This window comes from Bifidobacterium sp. LH_416 (assembly GCF_056357055.1).
Window position 1 is genome coordinate 1 of sequence record NZ_JBKEVJ010000001.1, and the last position, 18,161, is coordinate 18,161.

13 protein-coding genes are annotated in these 18,161 nt (G+C 57.4%); 3 read left to right on the forward strand and 10 right to left on the reverse strand.

Going from position 1 to position 18,161, the window contains the following annotated elements; translation table 11 throughout:
* Window positions 1–82: 82 nt before the first annotated feature.
* The 4 genes from AC1AY0_RS00005 to AC1AY0_RS00020 form a co-directional block, all read right to left on the reverse strand.
* Complete coding sequence (locus AC1AY0_RS00005; RefSeq protein ID WP_476525398.1) at window positions 83–961, reverse strand: hypothetical protein; 879 nt, start codon at window positions 959–961, stop codon at window positions 83–85.
* Between the two features lie 516 nt (window positions 962–1,477).
* A complete protein-coding gene (gene ychF / locus AC1AY0_RS00010) occupies window positions 1,478–2,575 on the reverse strand; it encodes a redox-regulated ATPase YchF (protein ID WP_476524678.1) in 1,098 nt (365 codons plus the stop codon).
* Between the two features lie 17 nt (window positions 2,576–2,592).
* Window positions 2,593–3,393 (reverse strand): pyrroline-5-carboxylate reductase, encoded by an 801-nt coding sequence (gene proC, locus AC1AY0_RS00015; protein ID WP_007052076.1) that lies wholly within the window; start codon window positions 3,391–3,393, stop codon window positions 2,593–2,595.
* A gap of 74 nt (window positions 3,394–3,467) precedes the next feature.
* Window positions 3,468–4,811: an alpha/beta fold hydrolase gene (locus tag AC1AY0_RS00020; RefSeq protein WP_007052075.1), complete on the reverse strand. Its 1,344-nt coding sequence runs from the start codon at window positions 4,809–4,811 to the stop codon at window positions 3,468–3,470.
* A gap of 177 nt (window positions 4,812–4,988) precedes the next feature.
* On the opposite strand from AC1AY0_RS00020, the gene AC1AY0_RS00025 reads away from it, so the two are divergent.
* Complete coding sequence (locus AC1AY0_RS00025) at window positions 4,989–7,598, forward strand: sensor histidine kinase (protein ID WP_033891757.1); 2,610 nt, start codon at window positions 4,989–4,991, stop codon at window positions 7,596–7,598.
* Between the two features lie 75 nt (window positions 7,599–7,673).
* Complete coding sequence (locus tag AC1AY0_RS00030) at window positions 7,674–8,420, forward strand: response regulator (protein WP_033891759.1); 747 nt, start codon at window positions 7,674–7,676, stop codon at window positions 8,418–8,420.
* Window positions 8,421–8,511: 91 nt separating this feature from the next.
* Here AC1AY0_RS00030 and AC1AY0_RS00035 read toward each other — a convergent pair whose 3' ends face one another.
* The 3 genes from AC1AY0_RS00035 to AC1AY0_RS00045 form a co-directional block, all read right to left on the reverse strand.
* Window positions 8,512–11,154 (reverse strand): ABC transporter permease, encoded by a 2,643-nt coding sequence (locus AC1AY0_RS00035; RefSeq protein WP_476503597.1) that lies wholly within the window; start codon window positions 11,152–11,154, stop codon window positions 8,512–8,514.
* A gap of 41 nt (window positions 11,155–11,195) precedes the next feature.
* Window positions 11,196–11,987, reverse strand: a complete 792-nt coding sequence (locus tag AC1AY0_RS00040; protein ID WP_033891761.1) for an ABC transporter ATP-binding protein — start codon at window positions 11,985–11,987, stop codon at window positions 11,196–11,198.
* 348 nt (window positions 11,988–12,335) lie between these two features.
* Window positions 12,336–13,649, reverse strand: a complete 1,314-nt coding sequence (locus AC1AY0_RS00045; protein WP_033891762.1) for an O-acetylhomoserine aminocarboxypropyltransferase/cysteine synthase family protein — start codon at window positions 13,647–13,649, stop codon at window positions 12,336–12,338.
* Between the two features lie 461 nt (window positions 13,650–14,110).
* On the opposite strand from AC1AY0_RS00045, the gene AC1AY0_RS00050 reads away from it, so the two are divergent.
* Window positions 14,111–14,986 (forward strand): pyridoxamine kinase, encoded by an 876-nt coding sequence (locus AC1AY0_RS00050; RefSeq protein WP_476524682.1) that lies wholly within the window; start codon window positions 14,111–14,113, stop codon window positions 14,984–14,986.
* Here the strand turns inward: AC1AY0_RS00050 and AC1AY0_RS00055 are convergent.
* Genes AC1AY0_RS00055 through AC1AY0_RS00065 form a run of 3 tightly spaced genes read right to left on the reverse strand, consistent with a single transcriptional unit; the run spans window position 14,973 to window position 18,157 of the window.
* On the reverse strand, window positions 14,973–16,139 hold the full coding sequence (locus AC1AY0_RS00055; protein ID WP_476524684.1) for a hypothetical protein: 1,167 nt from the start codon (window positions 16,137–16,139) through the stop codon (window positions 14,973–14,975). The two genes, AC1AY0_RS00050 and AC1AY0_RS00055, sit on opposite strands and share 14 nt — an antisense overlap.
* Entirely contained in the window at window positions 16,132–16,992 is an 861-nt protein-coding gene (locus AC1AY0_RS00060) for an ATP-binding cassette domain-containing protein (RefSeq protein ID WP_476524685.1), read from the reverse strand. Before AC1AY0_RS00060 ends, AC1AY0_RS00055 begins: the two co-directional genes overlap by 8 nt.
* Window positions 16,931–18,157, reverse strand: a complete 1,227-nt coding sequence (locus tag AC1AY0_RS00065; protein WP_476503593.1) for a biotin/lipoyl attachment domain-containing protein — start codon at window positions 18,155–18,157, stop codon at window positions 16,931–16,933. The genes AC1AY0_RS00060 and AC1AY0_RS00065 overlap by 62 nt, the downstream gene beginning before the upstream one ends.
* Between the last annotated feature and the right edge of the window lie 4 nt (window positions 18,158–18,161).

Consider the following 18,161-nt stretch of genomic DNA (forward strand, 5'->3'; position numbering starts at 1 on the left):
ATCTGCCTTTTGAACTCCTCCGTGAACCTGCGCGGATGCCTCGGGTCGGCCATGACCATCAACTCCTTCGTTGCCTAGTCCCTCAATGAACCGTCCAATACATTGTAGCCAATCCACCCACGAATTGCGCGTGCTGATAGTCGGCATAGAACGTTACGCGTTCGCTTCGTCTCGGAAAATCAGATGTGACCATCCTGTTCATCTCGTAGCTCTTGCCCGTGCCGGGAGCTCCGAAGAAGATCAGATTCAGACTCGCGTCAAGCGGATTGGCGGGACGATCGTCATCCTCATAGATGTCATCGACCTCATCGTCCTCTTCCACTGTGGCTGATTGGCCATTGTCGATCTCATCGTCGTTCAGATACTTGTTGTACGCCTGCGCATCGCAAGGAAAGGACAAGTCTAGGTAACTCCCCACAGTATCGAGGTCGCGCATGAGCGCATAGGCGTTATAGAAGGCCTCGGCCGCGCCAAACTGATGCACGTGGTACACCTTGCCCGTCTGAGGGTCCGCGCAATCGAGATTGGTCCATCTGTCTGGATATTTCTCATCGTATCCGTTCTGATCATCGAATACCGTGATCTGCTCGGTATACAGCATCGGCAGCTCCTCCGGACTAAGCTTCCGGATCTGCGGCATGTAAAACGCCATCAGCTGTCGATTCAGATAAGACCACGTACGCTGACCGGCCCTTGAACTACGCGCCGAGTTGGGCTCCCCCGCAGCATCGCGCAACGTCCAGCTGCTGACGACTTTGCCCTTGGGAACCCGGAAAAAGTCGATGGCCTTGGCCCATGCCCTAGCGGTCGATTCGACGTCACCGGAAGCGCCGGAAGATTCACTCTCTACTGTTTCCGAATTCCTCAAAACACTTTCCACGCGCTTTGCCGCCTGATTCTCCGCGGTGATTCCGTTCTTGGATATGCGAATACTCAGTTCGATAGCCTCTTTTGCGTCCATTATGCAGCCCCTTTGCCTCACCATTCCGGTCTTCGGCCAATACGAAAACCATATCGCGTTTTCTGCTGAGAGGGCGTATTGATGTGTCCCCATTGGATTGCGGTGAGACCAGGGCTCGTATATCAAACACGGCGGAACAGTATATTGGAGCCAGTTGGGAAGGTGCCGGTTCTTGTTAACACAGTAAGTCCGATTTTACGCACGAGCGGGGCTGTTGTTAGGCGGTCCACTCACACCGTTCATCTATCCATTCGTTTCAATGCCGCGAATGAATCAGTACTTCTACGACACAGCCAGAGAACCTCGCCACACCAGCAATTTCATCAGGTTTGAGAATTTCTAAGACCCTGAGTCTTCAGTTCAAACTATGTGTCATCTTCCTTCGTATAGCATAAGAATTATCAGACACGCGCCGAGGCTGCAACGGCACGATTCGCGCATACAATTAACTGCCTACAGTATGGACGAGGGCCTTGGAATCATCAGAATTCCAAGGCCCTCGGCGCTATGCGGCAATCACTTCTTGCTGACGTTGAACTTGAACTCGACGATATCACCGTCTTGCATCACGTAGTCGCGGCCTTCCTGGCGGAGCTTGCCCTCCTCCTTGATCTTGGCTATGGAGCCTTCGGCGGCAACGAAGTCATCGTAGGAGACGATATCGGCCTTGATGAAGCCCTTTTCGAAGTCGGTGTGAATCACGCCGGCGGCCTGCGGGGCGGTCCATCCCTTGTGGATCTGCCAGGCGCGCACTTCCTTGACGCCTGCGGTCAGGAAGGTCTGCAGGCCGAGGATGTCGAAGCCCACGCGGGCCAGCTGGTCGAGACCGGACTCGCTCAAGCCAGCGTCGGCCAGCATTTCGCGGGCATCCGCCTCGTCGAGCTCGGTCAGGTCCGCCTCGAACTGAGCGTTGAGGAACACGGCCGGAGCCGGGGCCACGGATGCGGCGAGCTTAGCCTGCAGGTCCTTGTTGGCCAGCTCGTTGTCGTCCACGTTGAACACGTAGATGAACGGCTTGGCGGTCATCAGATGCAGGTCGTAGACGGAATCCTTGTCGAAGCGGCCTTCGCGTGCGGCCTTGTCGAGCGTCTCGCCGGCTTCAAGGATGGTCTTTGCCTGCTTGACTGCGTCCATGTAGGCCGGCTCGATCTTCTTGCCCCTCAGATCCTTCTCCAGCTTGGGCAGCGCGTTTTCGATGGTCTGCAGGTCGGCGAGGATCAGCTCGGTGTTGATGGTGTCGATGTCGTCGGCCGGATCCACCTTGCCGTTGACGTGGACGATGTCGTCGTCCTCGAAGGCGCGCACGACCTCGCAGATCGCGTCCGCCTCGCGGATGTTGGCCAGGAACTTGTTGCCCAGGCCTTCGCCTTCGGAGGCGCCCTTGACGATGCCGGCGATGTCCACGAAGGTGACGGTGGCCGGCACGATCTTTTCGGTATGCACGAGCTTGGCAAGCACTGGCAGACGGTCGTCTGGCAGCGGCACGATGCCGGTGTTCGGCTCGATGGTGGCGAACGGATAGTTCTCCGCCAGCACGTTGTTGCGGGTCAGTGCGTTGAACATGGTGGACTTGCCGACGTTGGGCAGTCCGACGATTCCGATAGTAAGAGACATGATTCCCTAGCTTAGTATTAGGCTTCGATGGCGTCGACGGCCTTGATGACCGCACCGCGGAACGCGCTTTCCTCCAGCGAGGTCACACCCTTGATTGTGGTGCCGCCCGGCGAGCAGACGGCGTCCTTCATGACGCCCGGATGGGTTTCGTTTTTGAGGTATAGCGCACCGACGCCTTCCACCATCTTCGCGGCTAGACGGTAGGCGGTGGCACGTTGCAGGCCGTATTTCACGCCCGCGTCGCCGAGCGCCTCGATATACATGTCGGTGAATGCCGGTGCGCAGCCTGCGATGCACATGCCAATGCCCATATGCGCGGAATCAACGCGTTCGATGAGGCTGATCGATGAGAACAGCCGCTCGAACACTTCGGCTTGCGTGTCGGTCAGCGTGTTGTCGGCTTCGGTGACGAGTACCCCCTTGCCGACGGCCATCGGCGTGTTCGGAATGGTGCATTGGATATGCGCCGCGTTGAAATCGGCGCCGAACAAGTCTCGGTATTTGTCAAGATCCCAGCCCGCCGCGATGGATACGACGAATTTGTCTTCGTCGGCAATCGCGCCGATGACTGGCTTGATGACACTTTCGATTCGGTACGGTTTGATGGCGATGACGACCATGTCGGACGCTGCAACGACTTCGGCCGCGTTGTGCAATGGCTTTGCACCCACTTTCATCGTGGTCTTTTCCAGCTTGTCGTAATGCGCGGCGCAAGCCACGATGTCGGCACCGTCGACGGCGCCGGCTGCGACGAGTCCTTCGGCGATGGCCTGCGCCATATTGCCGTATCCGATGAATCCGATGGTTGGATTGGACATGGTGTCCTCCTTGTCGTCTTTTCTAATGGACGTAATTGTTTTGGATGCGATGGTTTCGGAGAATTTCGGGAATGTCAGAACAGTTCTTCCAGGTCTCCCCTGTTCAACGCCTCGTCGAACAGGTGCTTGAACACCACGGAACCATGTACGCCGTCGTGCTCGAATTCGTTGGTGGTCCAATAGTGCGATCGTCCCACACGGGACAGCGTATCGAATTGCAGACCGGAGTCGACATACATGTCGTCAAAATAGACGGCAGCCTGCAGCGGAACCTCATTGCGCGCCAACTGGTCGGCATCGTAGATCGTGCCGAAATGCGTGTCTTCCATAAGCACGTCCATGGCTGGTTTGAACGGACGCAACGCACGTTCCTGCTCGAACATCCACGGGAACATGGCCTCGCCGGTGAAATTAAGCGGACGAATGTCACCCGCGAATTCCGGATACTCGCCACGCACGCGCTGGGCGGCCCAGCAAATCGGCGTTTCCAGCTCACCATTGGCGTAGATGAACTCCTGCAACGGCCAATACAGCGGGCGAGATGAAGTCGCATTCATCACGGAAGACAGGAATTCGTCAGACAGTTCCGCCGAGGTCGAGGCCGAACCGTCGCCGTCAAGGAATGCCTGGTCAAGAATCCAATGCACGCGTTCGAAACTCGGCTTCATACCGAAATCGGATCCCAAGCATTGGAAACGTTCCACCGTGAGCGGATCGCCGTCCGGCAATGCGACCTTACGCGACTGCAGAACGTCGGCAACGGCCGCGGCACGTTCGATATCGATCGGGTAACGCTCGTAGAACTGCTTCGTCTTTGCCACCATGCGTGGGAACGTATGACGGTACACGTCGGTCGCATCGGCGGGAACATGCGGAATGCCACCCGTGGTGAAACTGGCGATAACTCCTTGCGGAAACAGCGAAAGATACGTCAGCGTCAGGAATCCGCCATAGCTTTGGCCAAGCGTGACCCAACGTGCGCCCCCGAATTCGGTACGACGCAGATGCTCGAAATCACGAACGATCGAATCGGCGAGGAAACGCTTCAAAAACGCGGCACCTGCCTTGCCGTCGCCATCCATGCCCTCAATCACATGCGTATCGACACGAGACGAACGCCCCGTACCACGTTGATCCGGCAACACCACGCGGAAATGCTTAATAGCCTCCTCGATCCAACCATCGGAACTTGGGCCGAGCGGACGCGGACCGGAACCGCCGGGACCACCCTGCAGGAACACGAGCAGCGGCAGGTCGTCATGCACATGTTCGGGAGAGGTGACCACACGGTAGAACAGGCTGATCGATTCGCCATCGAACCCATGACCAGGCTCGTGGCCCGTCCAATCCAACGGCACCTTGATGGAACGATCCTCAATATGCAATCCGGGCACGTAGTATTCGCTCAGCAACGTCATGCATTCACCTTTCCCTTGGCATCATCGGCATGTTCAATGCGGGTAGTGACTTTTTGATGGCTTCCATCCCACCCACATGCGGAGACAACCTTACCTCACAAAAGCGGCTTTATCTTACCGCTATTTCATTCCTGCGCATGATGGCGTCACAGCATATCTGGCGCTAGGGTGGAACGTATGCCGAATCTCAAGCAGCGTCTCTTGTCATGGATGCATGGCCATGTTTTCGCAGGCGATCTCATCATCACGCTTGTTATAGGTGTTCTGCTGTTCGGCGTGACCGGCGGCATCACCTATAATCCGGGATTGCTGTTTGACCTTAAGCCTTCCACGCAGATGACATGGGAAGCGGCAATGCTTATTCCGCTGCTAATCCGTCGATGGTGGCCACAGACCGGAGCGTTGCTCTGCGTGGCATTGACCTTGGCGCATCTCATATTCGGCCCTTGCCTGTTGGGTGCCGATATTCTGGCATTGTTCATGCTGTATTCAGTGATCGTCTACGGCAATCCCAAAAACACGAAAGCCTTCATTATTCTGGCGTTGACCATCGGTCTTCTGGCTTCGGCGCTGGCGGCATGGACCATGACCAATGGACCACTGCTCACCGGAGGCAAAGTGCATACATGGAGCAGCTGGAATGACTCAAATCCAAATGGCGTTATGGTCACGGAAGACACTCTCGGTTCCATCTACACAGGAACATCCATATCGGAAGTCGCCAACATGGTGGCGCAATACATGTTGGTGCTGACGCCGATTTTCGAAGTATGTATCATTTCCACCGTCATTGTAGCGTTCTGGCAGCGTGCCCGTCTGGCAACCATTCGCATGATGCGGGAACGCAATGAGGCAATCGCCGCGCGAGACCAGGATGAACGCGATATCGCCGCGTTGGCGGAACGCGCACGCATCGCACGTGACATGCACGATGTGGTGGCGCACACCTTGTCAATCATCATCGTGCAGTCTGATGGTGGTCGCTATGCAGGCACGCATGATCCCGCGGTGGCCAGAAACACCATGGAGACGATTCGACACGAATCGGAACGCGCACTGCATGACATGCAACGTCTTCTGGGAGTATTCGGGGGTTCACCGCACGCCGATTATAACGATATCGGCAATCTTGTGGAACAAGCGCAAAACGTCTCCCCCGACATTCGAATCCGACGGAATATCACCGGCACCGCCAGCCCGGAACAACTCGGCGAACAAGCCTCGATAGCTTCCTACCATGTAGTGCAGGAGGCACTGACGAATATCCGCAAGTATGCGGGGCCGCACGTCGATGTGCACATTAAAGAGTCATGGAACAACGGTTTGCTCACTTTGACCATCACCGACAATGGTCATGGCGCGGCGGCCAATATCGACGGGCATACGCCAGGTTACGGCCTGCTGGGCATGAAAGAACGCATCGAATCGGCCGGAGGCTCGTTGCAGGCTGGCCCTCAACTCGGCGGAGGCTTCGAAGTCATGGCCACCCTGCCTTACGGCGGTAAAGAACAGGTGACAGAAGAAACCGGCGAACAGTATGCCTCGGAACAGTCCGAATCGTGCAACACAACTGCCATATCCAGCAAAGCGAAATTATCCGACGAAGCAATCGCACCTCACACAGTCGTCAACATATCGGCGCGAATCCCAGATCAGCCATCGGAGCAAACGAAGGAAACCAACCAACCGACCGGTCGCGATCATCGTTCGAATGCCCTGCAACATTTGCGCATCACCGCACCCAATCTGCATGATTTGCTCAAATCATTGAAACTGAAATCCGTAGAACTTGCAAATACATCCAATTCGCGAGGGCTGAATTGGGTGGAACGTGTTTCCGCGTGGACGCAGCGCCATTATGCGCTCATGGATTCCGTTGGTGCCGTGGCATTGGTCATGCTGCTGAATCGCATGTCGGTTACGTTCTTTTTTGATAGTTCACCTCATGCGCAGCTCTCAAATGCGATCGCCGCATGCTGCTTGCTGGCGCTGGCTCTTCGACGCAGGTTCCCCGAGACTTGCGCGCTTATTGTGTTCGTATTGTCAGTTGTGCAATTGGTGTTTTTGGGATCGATTGAGGTTGGACATATCGTAGCGTCGCTGTGTGCGCTGTATTCAGCCGTATTGTATGGGCGTGAACACGCATGGCGTTGGACCGGTCTTGCCGCCGCTACCTGTTCGGTGCTGATGGGCTTGAAAATCGCGGCTGATCAACACGGATACACTACCTTGTTCGGCGCCATCGCCGCTTTTGCAGGCTTGACGAAACCGGTTTCAGTCACGTCAAGTACTACGGCGGCGTTCTTTACCGGCGTTATGTATACGGTTGCAGTGCTGATGCTGTGCGCCGGCATTATGGCGTGGGCACGTTGGGCTCGTTCCAGTGATTCAAACGCACTGGTGTTGCAGGCGCGAGAGGAAGCGCTGGTGGCCGAGCAGGAGAAGCAGCGTATTCTCGCGGCGAATATGGAACGTGACCGTATCAGTGCCAGCATTCAGGCTGAGGTCACTGCCACGTTGAACAGCGTGATTAACCAAGCCGTCGATGGTATCCGCATGCTGGATCGCGCCGAAGCACAAGGCAAAGAGCCTACCGCCGACGAGATTTCCACAGCGTTCAAAGCCATTGGAGAACAGGGGCGCGCCGCGCTTAAACGTATGCGCGAACTGCTTGGCGTGCTTCGTGAGACTGGTTTCAGCGATGACGCTCATGCCGGTAGCGCGAGCGAACTACAGTTGAGGCCCGCAGCACCGCTGGAGGAGCAGCTGCAGCGCGCGTCTCGATAGCCGGTTCAAGTTTTCAGGGAGATTTAAGGGTTTGTTTCGCGCTGTGAGCGGAACAATGCCGATAAGGTGGAGAGTATGAGTGAAGAACAGAAGATTCGTGTGGTCATTGCCGATGATCAGGAATTGGTACGTGCCGGTTTCGCCATGGTGATCGGGTCCCAACCTGATATGGCGGTTGCGGCGCAGGCTCGCGATGGTGCAGAGGCTGTGGCGTTGGCGGAAACGCTGCATCCTGACGTGGTGTTGATGGATGTGCGTATGCCCGGCATGGATGGTATCGAGGCGACTCGGCAGATCAGTGCGTTGCAGCATCGCTTTGCTGCCGATGGAACGCAATCAGAAGTCACTCATACCAAAGTGATCATTCTGACGACATTCGATTTGGATGAATATGTTATGGCTGCGATCACTGCCGGGGCTTCCGGTTTTCTACTGAAAGATACGGAACCGGAAACGTTGTTGAATTCGATTCGCACGGTTTTTCAAGGTAATGCGATTATCGCACCGTCCGCCACGAAACGTCTTATCGAGAAAATGATGGAAGGCGATTTCATGGCTGCGAATGTTGGTGCACATGGAAATTCCACTGCTTCTTCCACTTCTGATTCGACGTACACCGATCCGGAATTAGATGAACTGACTGATCGCGAGCGCGAAGTGCTTATTGAGATCGCACGTGGATTGTCGAATCAGGAGATTGCCGACAAGCTTTTCATCAGTCTGCCGACGGTGAAAACGCATGTGGCGCATATTCTGGCGAAGATCAATGCGCGTGACCGTGTGCAGGCGGTGGTGTTCGCTTACGAAAACCATTTGGTCTGATTGATTTGTTGTTTTGCGTATGCATGATACGCAAAAAGGACTCCTACCATGTTTGTGGCAGGAGTCCTTTTCGTTGTGTTTGCTATGAAGCTTAGGCTTCGGCGAGCGCCTCAACAGGAGGCGTGCTCACTGCCCTGCGTGCGGGGAATACGCTGGCGAGCAATGCTGCCACGGCTGCCACGGCGAGTACGATGCCGTTAATGCCCCATTCGAACGGGAACACCACTTTGCCGTACATACTGAACACCACGTATGCGCCCAGCCAGCCGAACAGGGTGCCAAGTAGTACGCCCGCGATGCCGGATACCAGCGAGATGAGCAGGGCTTCCACCGCAAGAGAGCGTCGCAGCTGGCCTCGGGTCATGCCGATGGCGCGCAATGTGGCGGATTCTCGGGTGCGTTCGATCACTGACAGCGACAGCGTGTTGGCCACGCCGACAAGTGCGATGAGCACGGCCACAGCGATCAATCCCACCAGAAGCATCATCATGGAGTCGATCATCTTCGCCCATACGATGCGTTCGGCGATCGGTCCTGTCACTGTCGCATCAGCGCTCTTCTCCAATGCGGCCTGCATGTCGTTGTAGATGCCGTCAACGGAAACTCCTGACTTGTCAGTATCTGCCTTGACCAGCAACACATGGGTGGCGGCATCGAGGTCACCATTGGTGAAATGGCTTTCATCCACGAATCCGACAGCTCCATACTGTGCGGATACGCGACGGTAGTCGGCTTGGTTTGCTTGCAATGTCAGCGAACGCGTAGTGACGCCGTCCTGGTTCCATTCGGTAGAGAAATCAGCCGTGCCATTGGCGAACTGCAGTTCCTTGCCGGTTTGCGCATTGTATGTTGGCATGAGCACGCTATCACTGTCGATGGAGGCGTTACCCAAGTTGGCACGCATGACCTGCTTGACCTGATCGATGTTCTTCACACCGACCAGCAATGCGGACGTAGGCTGGGTTCCATCCGCTTTCTCCAAGGTCACGGAAACCGCCGGCGCATACAATGTGTCGGACACGCCGTTGATGTCGGCTACATCCTTGGCCATTTGCTGGCTGATGTCATCGCCCATGGCCACGATGTCGACGCTATAACGGGTGGCGAGCGCACCATTCATAGTCTCTTTGGCGCTAGCGGCACCGGTTGCGATGGTGGAAACCAGGGTGACACCGATGAGCAGAGCGGCACCGGTTGCTGCGATGCGTCGCGGATTCTTCTGAATGTTGGCGTGCGCAACCGTTGCGGAAGGTCCTGTCAGCGAGGCCAACGCTCCAACGCCCTTCATGAGGGTCGGCATCCAAAACACCGCGGTGACCACCATGCCGAGGAACACCAGTGCGGCGCCGGCGATGGCTATGAGCAGAATCATCGTGAATTGATCGCTGTTCGCCTCCTCGCCGCCATTGGTGGCTTGTACCTGCCAGATGGAAAATACTGCCATGGCGATACCGACCACCACCATCAGAATACCGATTATGGCTCGCGTGAGGCTGGAACGACGGTTGTCGGTCAGTTCAATCGGGCGCAATGCCTCCAATGGCGTCACCGCAGTAGCGGAACGTGCGGATCCCAAGGATGCGAGCACCGTCACCACAATACCGAAGAGAATAGGTACGACGGCGGCCTGCCAAGAGAAATTGAATCGCATACCCTCTTGCATGATGTCGCTGACGCACATGCCCCACATGAGCAGGCTTCCAAGCACCACGCCAAGCACGGATGCGACGAAGCCGAGCACCACCGCTTCGAACAGCACGGAACCATACAGTTGGCCTTTCTTTGCGCCGATGGTGCGTAGCAAGGCGAGTGTGCGGCGGCGTTGCGCCACGAGCACTTGGAACGTGTTGGCGATCACCAGAGCCGCCACGAACATGGCAAGCACGCCGAAGCACATAAGGAATGTGGTGACGATGTTGGTTTGGTTGCCGCTTAAGGATTTGATGCTTTCGTCACTGATTTGCTGTCGTGACATCAGATCGAAATGCTTTGGCAGCAACGCTTTCACACCGTTGATGGTTTTTGCGGATACGCTGTTTCCATCCAAGGCAAGGTCGAGATACACCATTGTTGTTCCGGTGGCGTTGAAATCGTCCACTCCCTGCATTGCGGCAAGCAGATTGTTGGATCCTACGATCGCACCACCATAGTATGAGTAGACGCCGTTCGGATCGGACGTGAGTCCTACCACGCGCACGTTGTCCGCCTTGGCTTTGCCATCGTCGCCTACCGCATATCGGGAGGTCAGGCTTACAGTGTCTCCAACGCCGACGTTCAACTGTTTCGCCATGTCTTCCGGCAGCGCGACTTCGTTGGAATCCTTCGGCTGGTCCCCTTCCGTGATATTCACGGGGAGCATGTTCTTCTGTGCCGCGGTGGAGATGATCTCACCGCTGATGGTGCTGTCTCCCTTGGAAACGCTGACGCCGGTTTCCACCGAGGCACGGACGCCGCCAACCCCTTCGATGCCGGCGATCTGGTCGAGATGAAAGTCGCCGACAGTGCTGGAATACGCCTCGTTGAGTTCCTTATCGCTCAGGTCGGAGCTGTTGACGGTCACCGCATAGTTGGCGTTTCCGAACATGGCGGTCAGCTGCCGTGTCAGGGAGTCGTTCATGGCATTGCCGAACAGGAAGGTGCTGGCGATGAACGCCGTGCCGATCATGATGGCGATGCCTGCGGGTATGAGCATGCGCTTGGTTTTTCGCATGAGTTTCAAAGTGATGGACCACATGGTGGATTCTGTTCCCTTCTTCGAATGCTTCTATAGTGCGTTTAGCGGGAATGTCTCGCGGAAGCCACATTCATTGTGGCGGCCTCACGTTCCTTCATCAGCAGTTCACTCATCTGGTCTGCTGTCGGCTTGTTTACGTCCGCCACGATCTGGCCGTCGGCGAACACGAGCGCACGGTCGGCGTAAGACGCGGCGACCGCATCATGCGTGACCATGATGATGGTTTGGCCAAGTTCGTTGACGGAACGTTTCAGGAAGCTCAGCACTTCGGCGCTTGATACGGAATCAAGATTGCCGGTGGGCTCGTCTGCGAACACCAGTTTCGGTTTGGTGATCAATGCTCGCGCAATGGCAACACGCTGCTGCTGGCCTCCCGATAGTTCGTTCGGACGATGGTTGAGACGTTCCTTAAGGCCAAGCGTTTCCACCAGCAGACGCAACCACTGTCGGTCGGGTTTCGCTCCAGCCAAGGTCAATGGCATGAGAATGTTCTGTTCGGCGGTGAACATCGGCAGCAGGTTGAAGCTTTGGAAGATGAAGCCGATCTTGTGGCGACGTAGCAAGGTGAGCTGCTTGTCGTCCATGCGGGTCAGGTCGGCGCCGCCGAACAAGATATGGCCGGAAGTGGCGGAGTCGAGACCGGCGAGCGTGTGCATCAGCGTGGATTTGCCGGAACCGGATGGGCCCATGATGGCGGTGAATTTGCCGCGTTCGAAACTCACGTTCACGCCGCGCAGGGCGTGAACCATATTGCTGCCGGTGCCGTAGTTCTTGACCAAGTCGACGGCCTGAATAACGATGCCGCGCGATGCGGACGGGTTCTGCACGTTCATAATGCCTCTCCATATTGGGCCGGGCCTTATGCCCGGATGATGATTCCAACTTATGAAGAAATAACGGCGCGCCCCATCGTGCGCCAGACTGAATTGGGCGGTCGGCCACGCGCCGGCCCTCATCCTTGAGGATTATGTCGTCTCAGGTCTCACACTATTCATGCCTCTGCGCAAACAGTGTGAGGCATACAGACGCAAGAAAGCCCGCACTGCATGACGTCAGTGCGAGCTTTCTACTCCTTGAGTCAAGTTATCGGACGGAAGGCACCCCATGCGGCTCGATGATTCGCGATGCACCCCATTAGCATCGCGCCCCTTCTCATCGGGCCGTCAACCCTCCTGTCGACCTCACTTGGCCAAGCCGGAAGCGCGAAGGGCCTCGAAGCCGCCCTTCAGGTCATCGAGAATGTCCTCGATGTTCTCGGTGCCGATGGACAGGCGGATGGTGCCCTGGTGAATGCCCTGGTCCTCGAGCTCTTCCAGGGTCTCCTGGGAGTGCGTAGTGGAAGCCGGGTGGATGACGAGGGACTTTGCGTCGGCCACATTGGCCAGCAGAGAGAACAGGTGCAGATTGTCGATGAAGACACGAGCTGCATCCTTGCCACCCTTGATGTCGAAGGTGAAGATGGAGCCAGCACCGTTCGGGAAGTACTTCTCGTACAGGTCATGGTCCGGGCGTCCCGGAATGGACGGGTGAGAAACGGATTCGACTTCCGGCACGGTCTGCAGGTATTCGACAACCTTCAGTGCGTTCTGGACGTGGCGCTCAACGCGCAGGGACAGGGTTTCAGTGCCCTGCAGCAGGAGGAAGGCAGCGAACGGAGACAGGGTGGCGCCGGTGTCGCGCAGCAGGATGGCGCGGATGCGGGTCACGAATGCGGTGCCGCCCAGAGCTTCGTAGAAGTTCAGACCGTGGTAGGACGGATCCGGCTCGGTCAGGGTCGGGAACTTACCCGGCACCTCAGCCCAGTTGAAGTTACCGCCTTCAACGATCACACCGCCCAAGGTAGTGCCATGTCCACCGATGAACTTGGTGGCGGATTCGACCACGACGTCAGCACCGTGCTCCAGCGGGCGGAACAGGTACGGGGTGGCGAAGGTGTTGTCGACGATCACCGGCAGATGATGCTTATGAGCGATCTCAGAGATGGCCTCGAAGTCCGGCAGATCAGCGTTCGGGTTGCCGAAAGTCTCGAAGTAGACGAGCTTGGTGTTCTCCTGGATGGCGTCCTCGAACTCCTGCGGGTTCTCAGCGGAGACGAAGGTGGTGGTGATGCCATCACGCGGCAGGGTGTGACGCAGCAGGTTGAAGGTACCACCGTAGATGTTCTTGGCGGCGACGATGTGGTCACCGGACTGGGTGATGTTGCGCACGGCGTATTCAACAGCGGCTGCACCAGAAGCCACGGCAAGACCTGCGGTACCACCTTCAAGGGCGGCGATACGATCCTCGAAGACACCCTGGGTGGAGTTGGTCAGACGGCCGTAGATGTTGCCCGGGTCAGCGAGACCGAAGCGAGCCTCGGCGTGATCGAAGTTGTGGAAAACGTAGGAAGTGGTGGCGTAAATCGGCACTGCGCGGGAATCGGTAGCCGGATCGGCCTGCTCCTGGCCCACATGCAGCTGCAGGGTTTCAAAACGGTACTTCTTGTTCTCGGCCATTGGTGTGCTCCTTGCTGGTTGTGCTGGTCGCGAGGTTCTTTTTCCTTGCCACCCGCCTGCCGTATTCGGCGGTTGGCGAGGTGTTGGTTATGAAAGTACGCGCGCAACTCGGCGCGGCGCAAGCTGAGCGTTATCACGGTTGCCTATAGACCCTTATAACCCGTTGGAATCATTGGGATTTCATGCGCTTCAATCGCGGTTTTTCCTTGCCGAAAAACTCACGACACGCCGAAGCCTGCATGCATATGAGCATCGCCGTCGACGCGGATTTCACGCTCGAGAAAGCATGCGACGTATCAGCACATCACATATTGAAACGCACTGCAGCACACATACCGCGATTGCAGGATGTGGGCATTTGTGCCTCGCCGATGCATACGCTGGACTACGCTTTCCCTGTGATATCGGATGACATCCGAACTGCGATACCCCATCTGCTCGAAGCGAACCGAAAGAGAACCATGGCTGACGTGACTTTGTATGACCGCGACCCGCACTACATTCCGCGCGTGGCAGCCGTGCACGACATGTGCGGCTATGGCAAATGCTCGTTGACGTCCGCCATTCCGATTCTTTCGGCTGCCGGATGCGATGTGTGCCCAGTGCCTACCGCCCTGTTTTCGGCACATACCAAGTACAAGGTGTTCACTTTCCATGACACCACGGATATGCTGAATGGATATCTGGATGCCTGGCAGGCCGAAGAGGTGGAGCTTGATGGTGTTTATTCGGGTTTCCTGGGTTCTCCTGAACAGGTTGCCATCATCGAGCGGCTGTACCGCGAGTATCCCGATGCGCTGCGTCTGGTCGATCCGGTGATGGGCGACGGCGGGCAGATGTACGCCACATATACGCCCCAATTATGCGAGGCCATGGGCTCGCTCGCGATCGGCGCGGATGTGCTGATGCCGAATCTCACCGAAGCTGCAATCTTGACCAAATCCAATTATCTTGGCAATGATTTGGACGATACAAGCGTGAATCGTCTGCTCGAAGCGCTGTTGAAGCTTGGCGCGAAGAACGTGGTGCTCAAAGGCATCGACCATGGCGATGGGCGCATCATCAACTATGTGGCAAGCGCAGCGACCGGCGTGGAGCATAAGATCGAGCTCGCCCATGAGAAGCTTCCCTTTATGATTCACGGCACTGGTGACGCGTTCGCATCCGCCCTGTGCGGGGCGGTGATGGCCGGCCGCGGATTAGCCGAATCCGCGACAATTGCCGGTGAGTTCGTGCGTCACGCCATGGCCAATACGCGCAATCAGCCTCATTTCGAGGATCGCGGTTTGAGTTTCGAGCTTAATCTCGGCGAACTAACCGGGCTTATCGGTTCTTGAAGTACTTCAACAGATGACTTTCCTGCGTGAACAGCACCGCCAGAAAAGCACCGAACAGTACGCCCAACAGCGCGGCAACGGGCACGCGCAACAATATGTCGGTCAATGCCGCGGCTTCACCGGCGTTATCCTCCAGCCAGACCCATACGAGCAGTGGGCTGGTCAGTAATGCTCCTGCCAGGCTCCAAATGATGGTTTCCAGCATGGCCTCAACAACCAATGCGCTTTTCGGCACCCCACAATGCAACGCGGAGGCCATCTCCAGTTTGCGCGTGCGCATGGCGAGGAAACCCAATGCCAACGCCACAGCGAACGCAACCCATGGCACATAAGCAGTCAACCGTGATTCGAACAGCCCGGCACTGTCCAATGTGCTGCCTTTGTCCGTATTGAGCTTGACTATTTGAGGCCGTTCTGTTGCGGTCGCGCTTGCCGTATCGTTGCCGGCCAGGCGCAGCAATGATTCCAGGTTCCTGGTTTGCGGCCATGCACGCACCCAGCATTGACTGAAGTTGGTGCTGGAATCCGCTGGGATGGGAGTCAGCACCGCATAGGAGAAGCCTGATTTTCTACCATCATCCGGCCAGCTGAACACTCCGGATACATCGAGCCTGCGCCCATCTTGCAGTGCGAGGGATTGCCCGGCCTGAGCTTGGAATGGTTTTGCGGCTTCACTGGAAAGCAATGCGCCTTCCCTCCGTACGGAAACGCTTCCGGAATCCTTACCTGTGCCGTTCTTCCATGACGTGCCGGTGGTACTGCGCATGAATACTGCAACGGCACCCGGTGTGATGTCGTATGCCGGCACGCTGGTGGATGGCAGGGCCGCGAATACCAGTTTGTTTGCTGATTGTTTCACTGCTCCGGCCGCTTCGACTCCGTCCAATGATATGAGTCGGTCGCAGGCTGCACCGTCGATATGGTTTGGATACTCCAACACCCAAGTTGAGCCGCCTGACGCCACGTAATCATCTGTTTGCCGTTCAATGCCTTCGATGGTCAGCCAATCGGCACCGGCAAGCAACAGAATCATGCACGCGAACGCCACGGCCAGCGCACATGCATGGCTGGTTCCGGTGATGAGATTGCGCCCGCACTCCCCCAGTATGCCGGTCAAACGCATACATGTCCGACGATTGTTTCGTTTATGCATGATGCTCACCGCCTTCCCGGGCCGACTTGTCAGGCGCGGCATCGTCAGCATGATCAGGCGCTCCGGAAGATTCAGCCAACCGTGTGGAATCATCGCTTTGCCAGTCACGCAAATCAATGAGATCGGTGCAGGCATCGCGCGTGCGGGGATCATGGGTGGCCACCACCACGATGGCGCCGCTCATCGAAAGGTTGTGCAGATGCTCGTTGACCGTGGTGGCGGTGTTGAGGTCCAGTTGCGCGGTCGGCTCGTCCACGAGCAGCAGCCCTGCATGGGAGGCGACGCCTCGCGCGAGCATCAGACGCTGGGCCTCGCCTCCGGAAAGATCACTAAATGGCTTGTTGGCCAAGTCCGTCAAGCCAAATGCCTCAAGCAGCTCCATCGCGTGGGTTTCGGCGTCACGCCGCCGCTCCCCACGTGCGATGAACGGCAGGGACACATGGTCGATCGCGGTTCTTCTCGCCACTCCATGTGGGTTCTGCAGCACCCAGCACACGCGCCCGCAATCGATGCGCTCCACGGAACCGGTCACCGGCGTGACCCATCCGGCGATGATGGACAGCAACGTGGATTTGCCTGAGCCGGATGGCCCGGTCAGCGCGTACACGTGTTTCGGCAGCAGCGTCATGGTCAGGTGGCGGAACAGCATGTCCCGGCCGGTTCGGTCGAAGCTGTGCCCGACGTCCGTGAGCATGACCGAACGTCGCAGCGAACCGGCCTTCTCGGCTTGTTCAACCGATTCCTGCGGACGCGCTATGGCTGTGCACAACGGCCAATGCGAGCGGATCATCTCACTGCCCGCCTTGTGCGCTGCCGCTTTCGGCGGCATCGGAGGCTTTTGCGGATGCGTCACCGGCTGCCTTACAGTGTGCCGTGGTTCCGGGCGTGACATCCACATGGTCGAACGTCCGGCTGCCGTCAACACTGACCATGGTTTTGCCGAGCTGCGAAGCGATGATCGACACTGCGACCGGCTTGGCGTCCACGCTGACGCATCCCGAACCGGCCGCCGCATCGTAGATGGCGGATGGCGGCACGGTAAGCGCGGTCAACGGCTGCTTCAGTCTCCAGTTATACGACACGTTCAGGCTCCCACCTGCGGCGGCACCGGTTGCATTGCCGGCCGCACCGCCGCCGGAAGCCATCGCATTACCGGAGTCCCCGCCGAGCGAGGCCATGCGGAAGGCCACCGAACCGTTGATCGCCGCGAGCAGCGCGGCATCCGTAAGTTCCGTGGTGCCTGCAGGCACATCAAAGGTCTGTTCGCCAATGATCAGTGTGCGATCGCCCGCCACCACATCCGTGGCGGCTGCCGGCAGTGTGGCTTTGATGGGCATCGCCGCCGTGGTGAACAGATCCTGGCCGACAGTGACCTGCCTGCCCACGGCGATGGAGACCTGTTTGACCGTCACCGAATCGGCGGGCAGCCAGACGAACCAACTGGGATCTATGGCCCAGCCGTTGTCTCTGCTGAGTTGCTTGGCACCTACGGATTGGGCGAGTGCATTGTAAGCGGCGATGGTATCCCAGGTCATGGTGTCGGAATCCGGTGCACCATAGCCGAGCCTGCGCAAAGCGGCGTTGAGCCCCGCGGCATCCGAGCCCCCCATACCACTGTTAAGCCCACGGTACAGCGGCACATCAGTATGCAGTGCCAAAACCGGCGTCGCATCCACGTTGAACACCACCTGTCCTGCGGATATCGGCGCGCCGGCACTCACAGATATGCCCGTGACGGTGCCGGATGCGGGCGAAGTCACCACCGAGGATTCTCCCAGACTTACGGTCAGTGCGATCGAACGCGAGTCATCGAATTGCGATGCCGCCACCTTCACCGTGCCGGCATCGGTATTGGAAACCAGTGACGGCGGAATCTTGGAGCGGGTCAGCAGGAATCCCGCGCTTACGCCAATCGCCAGCATCATCAAGGCCAGCAGCACGACGATGGAAACCGCTACGCCATTGCGTGCGGCTTTGCGTTCCTTTCGAGGCGTTATCGTTGGCTTTCCTCGGGTCATGATC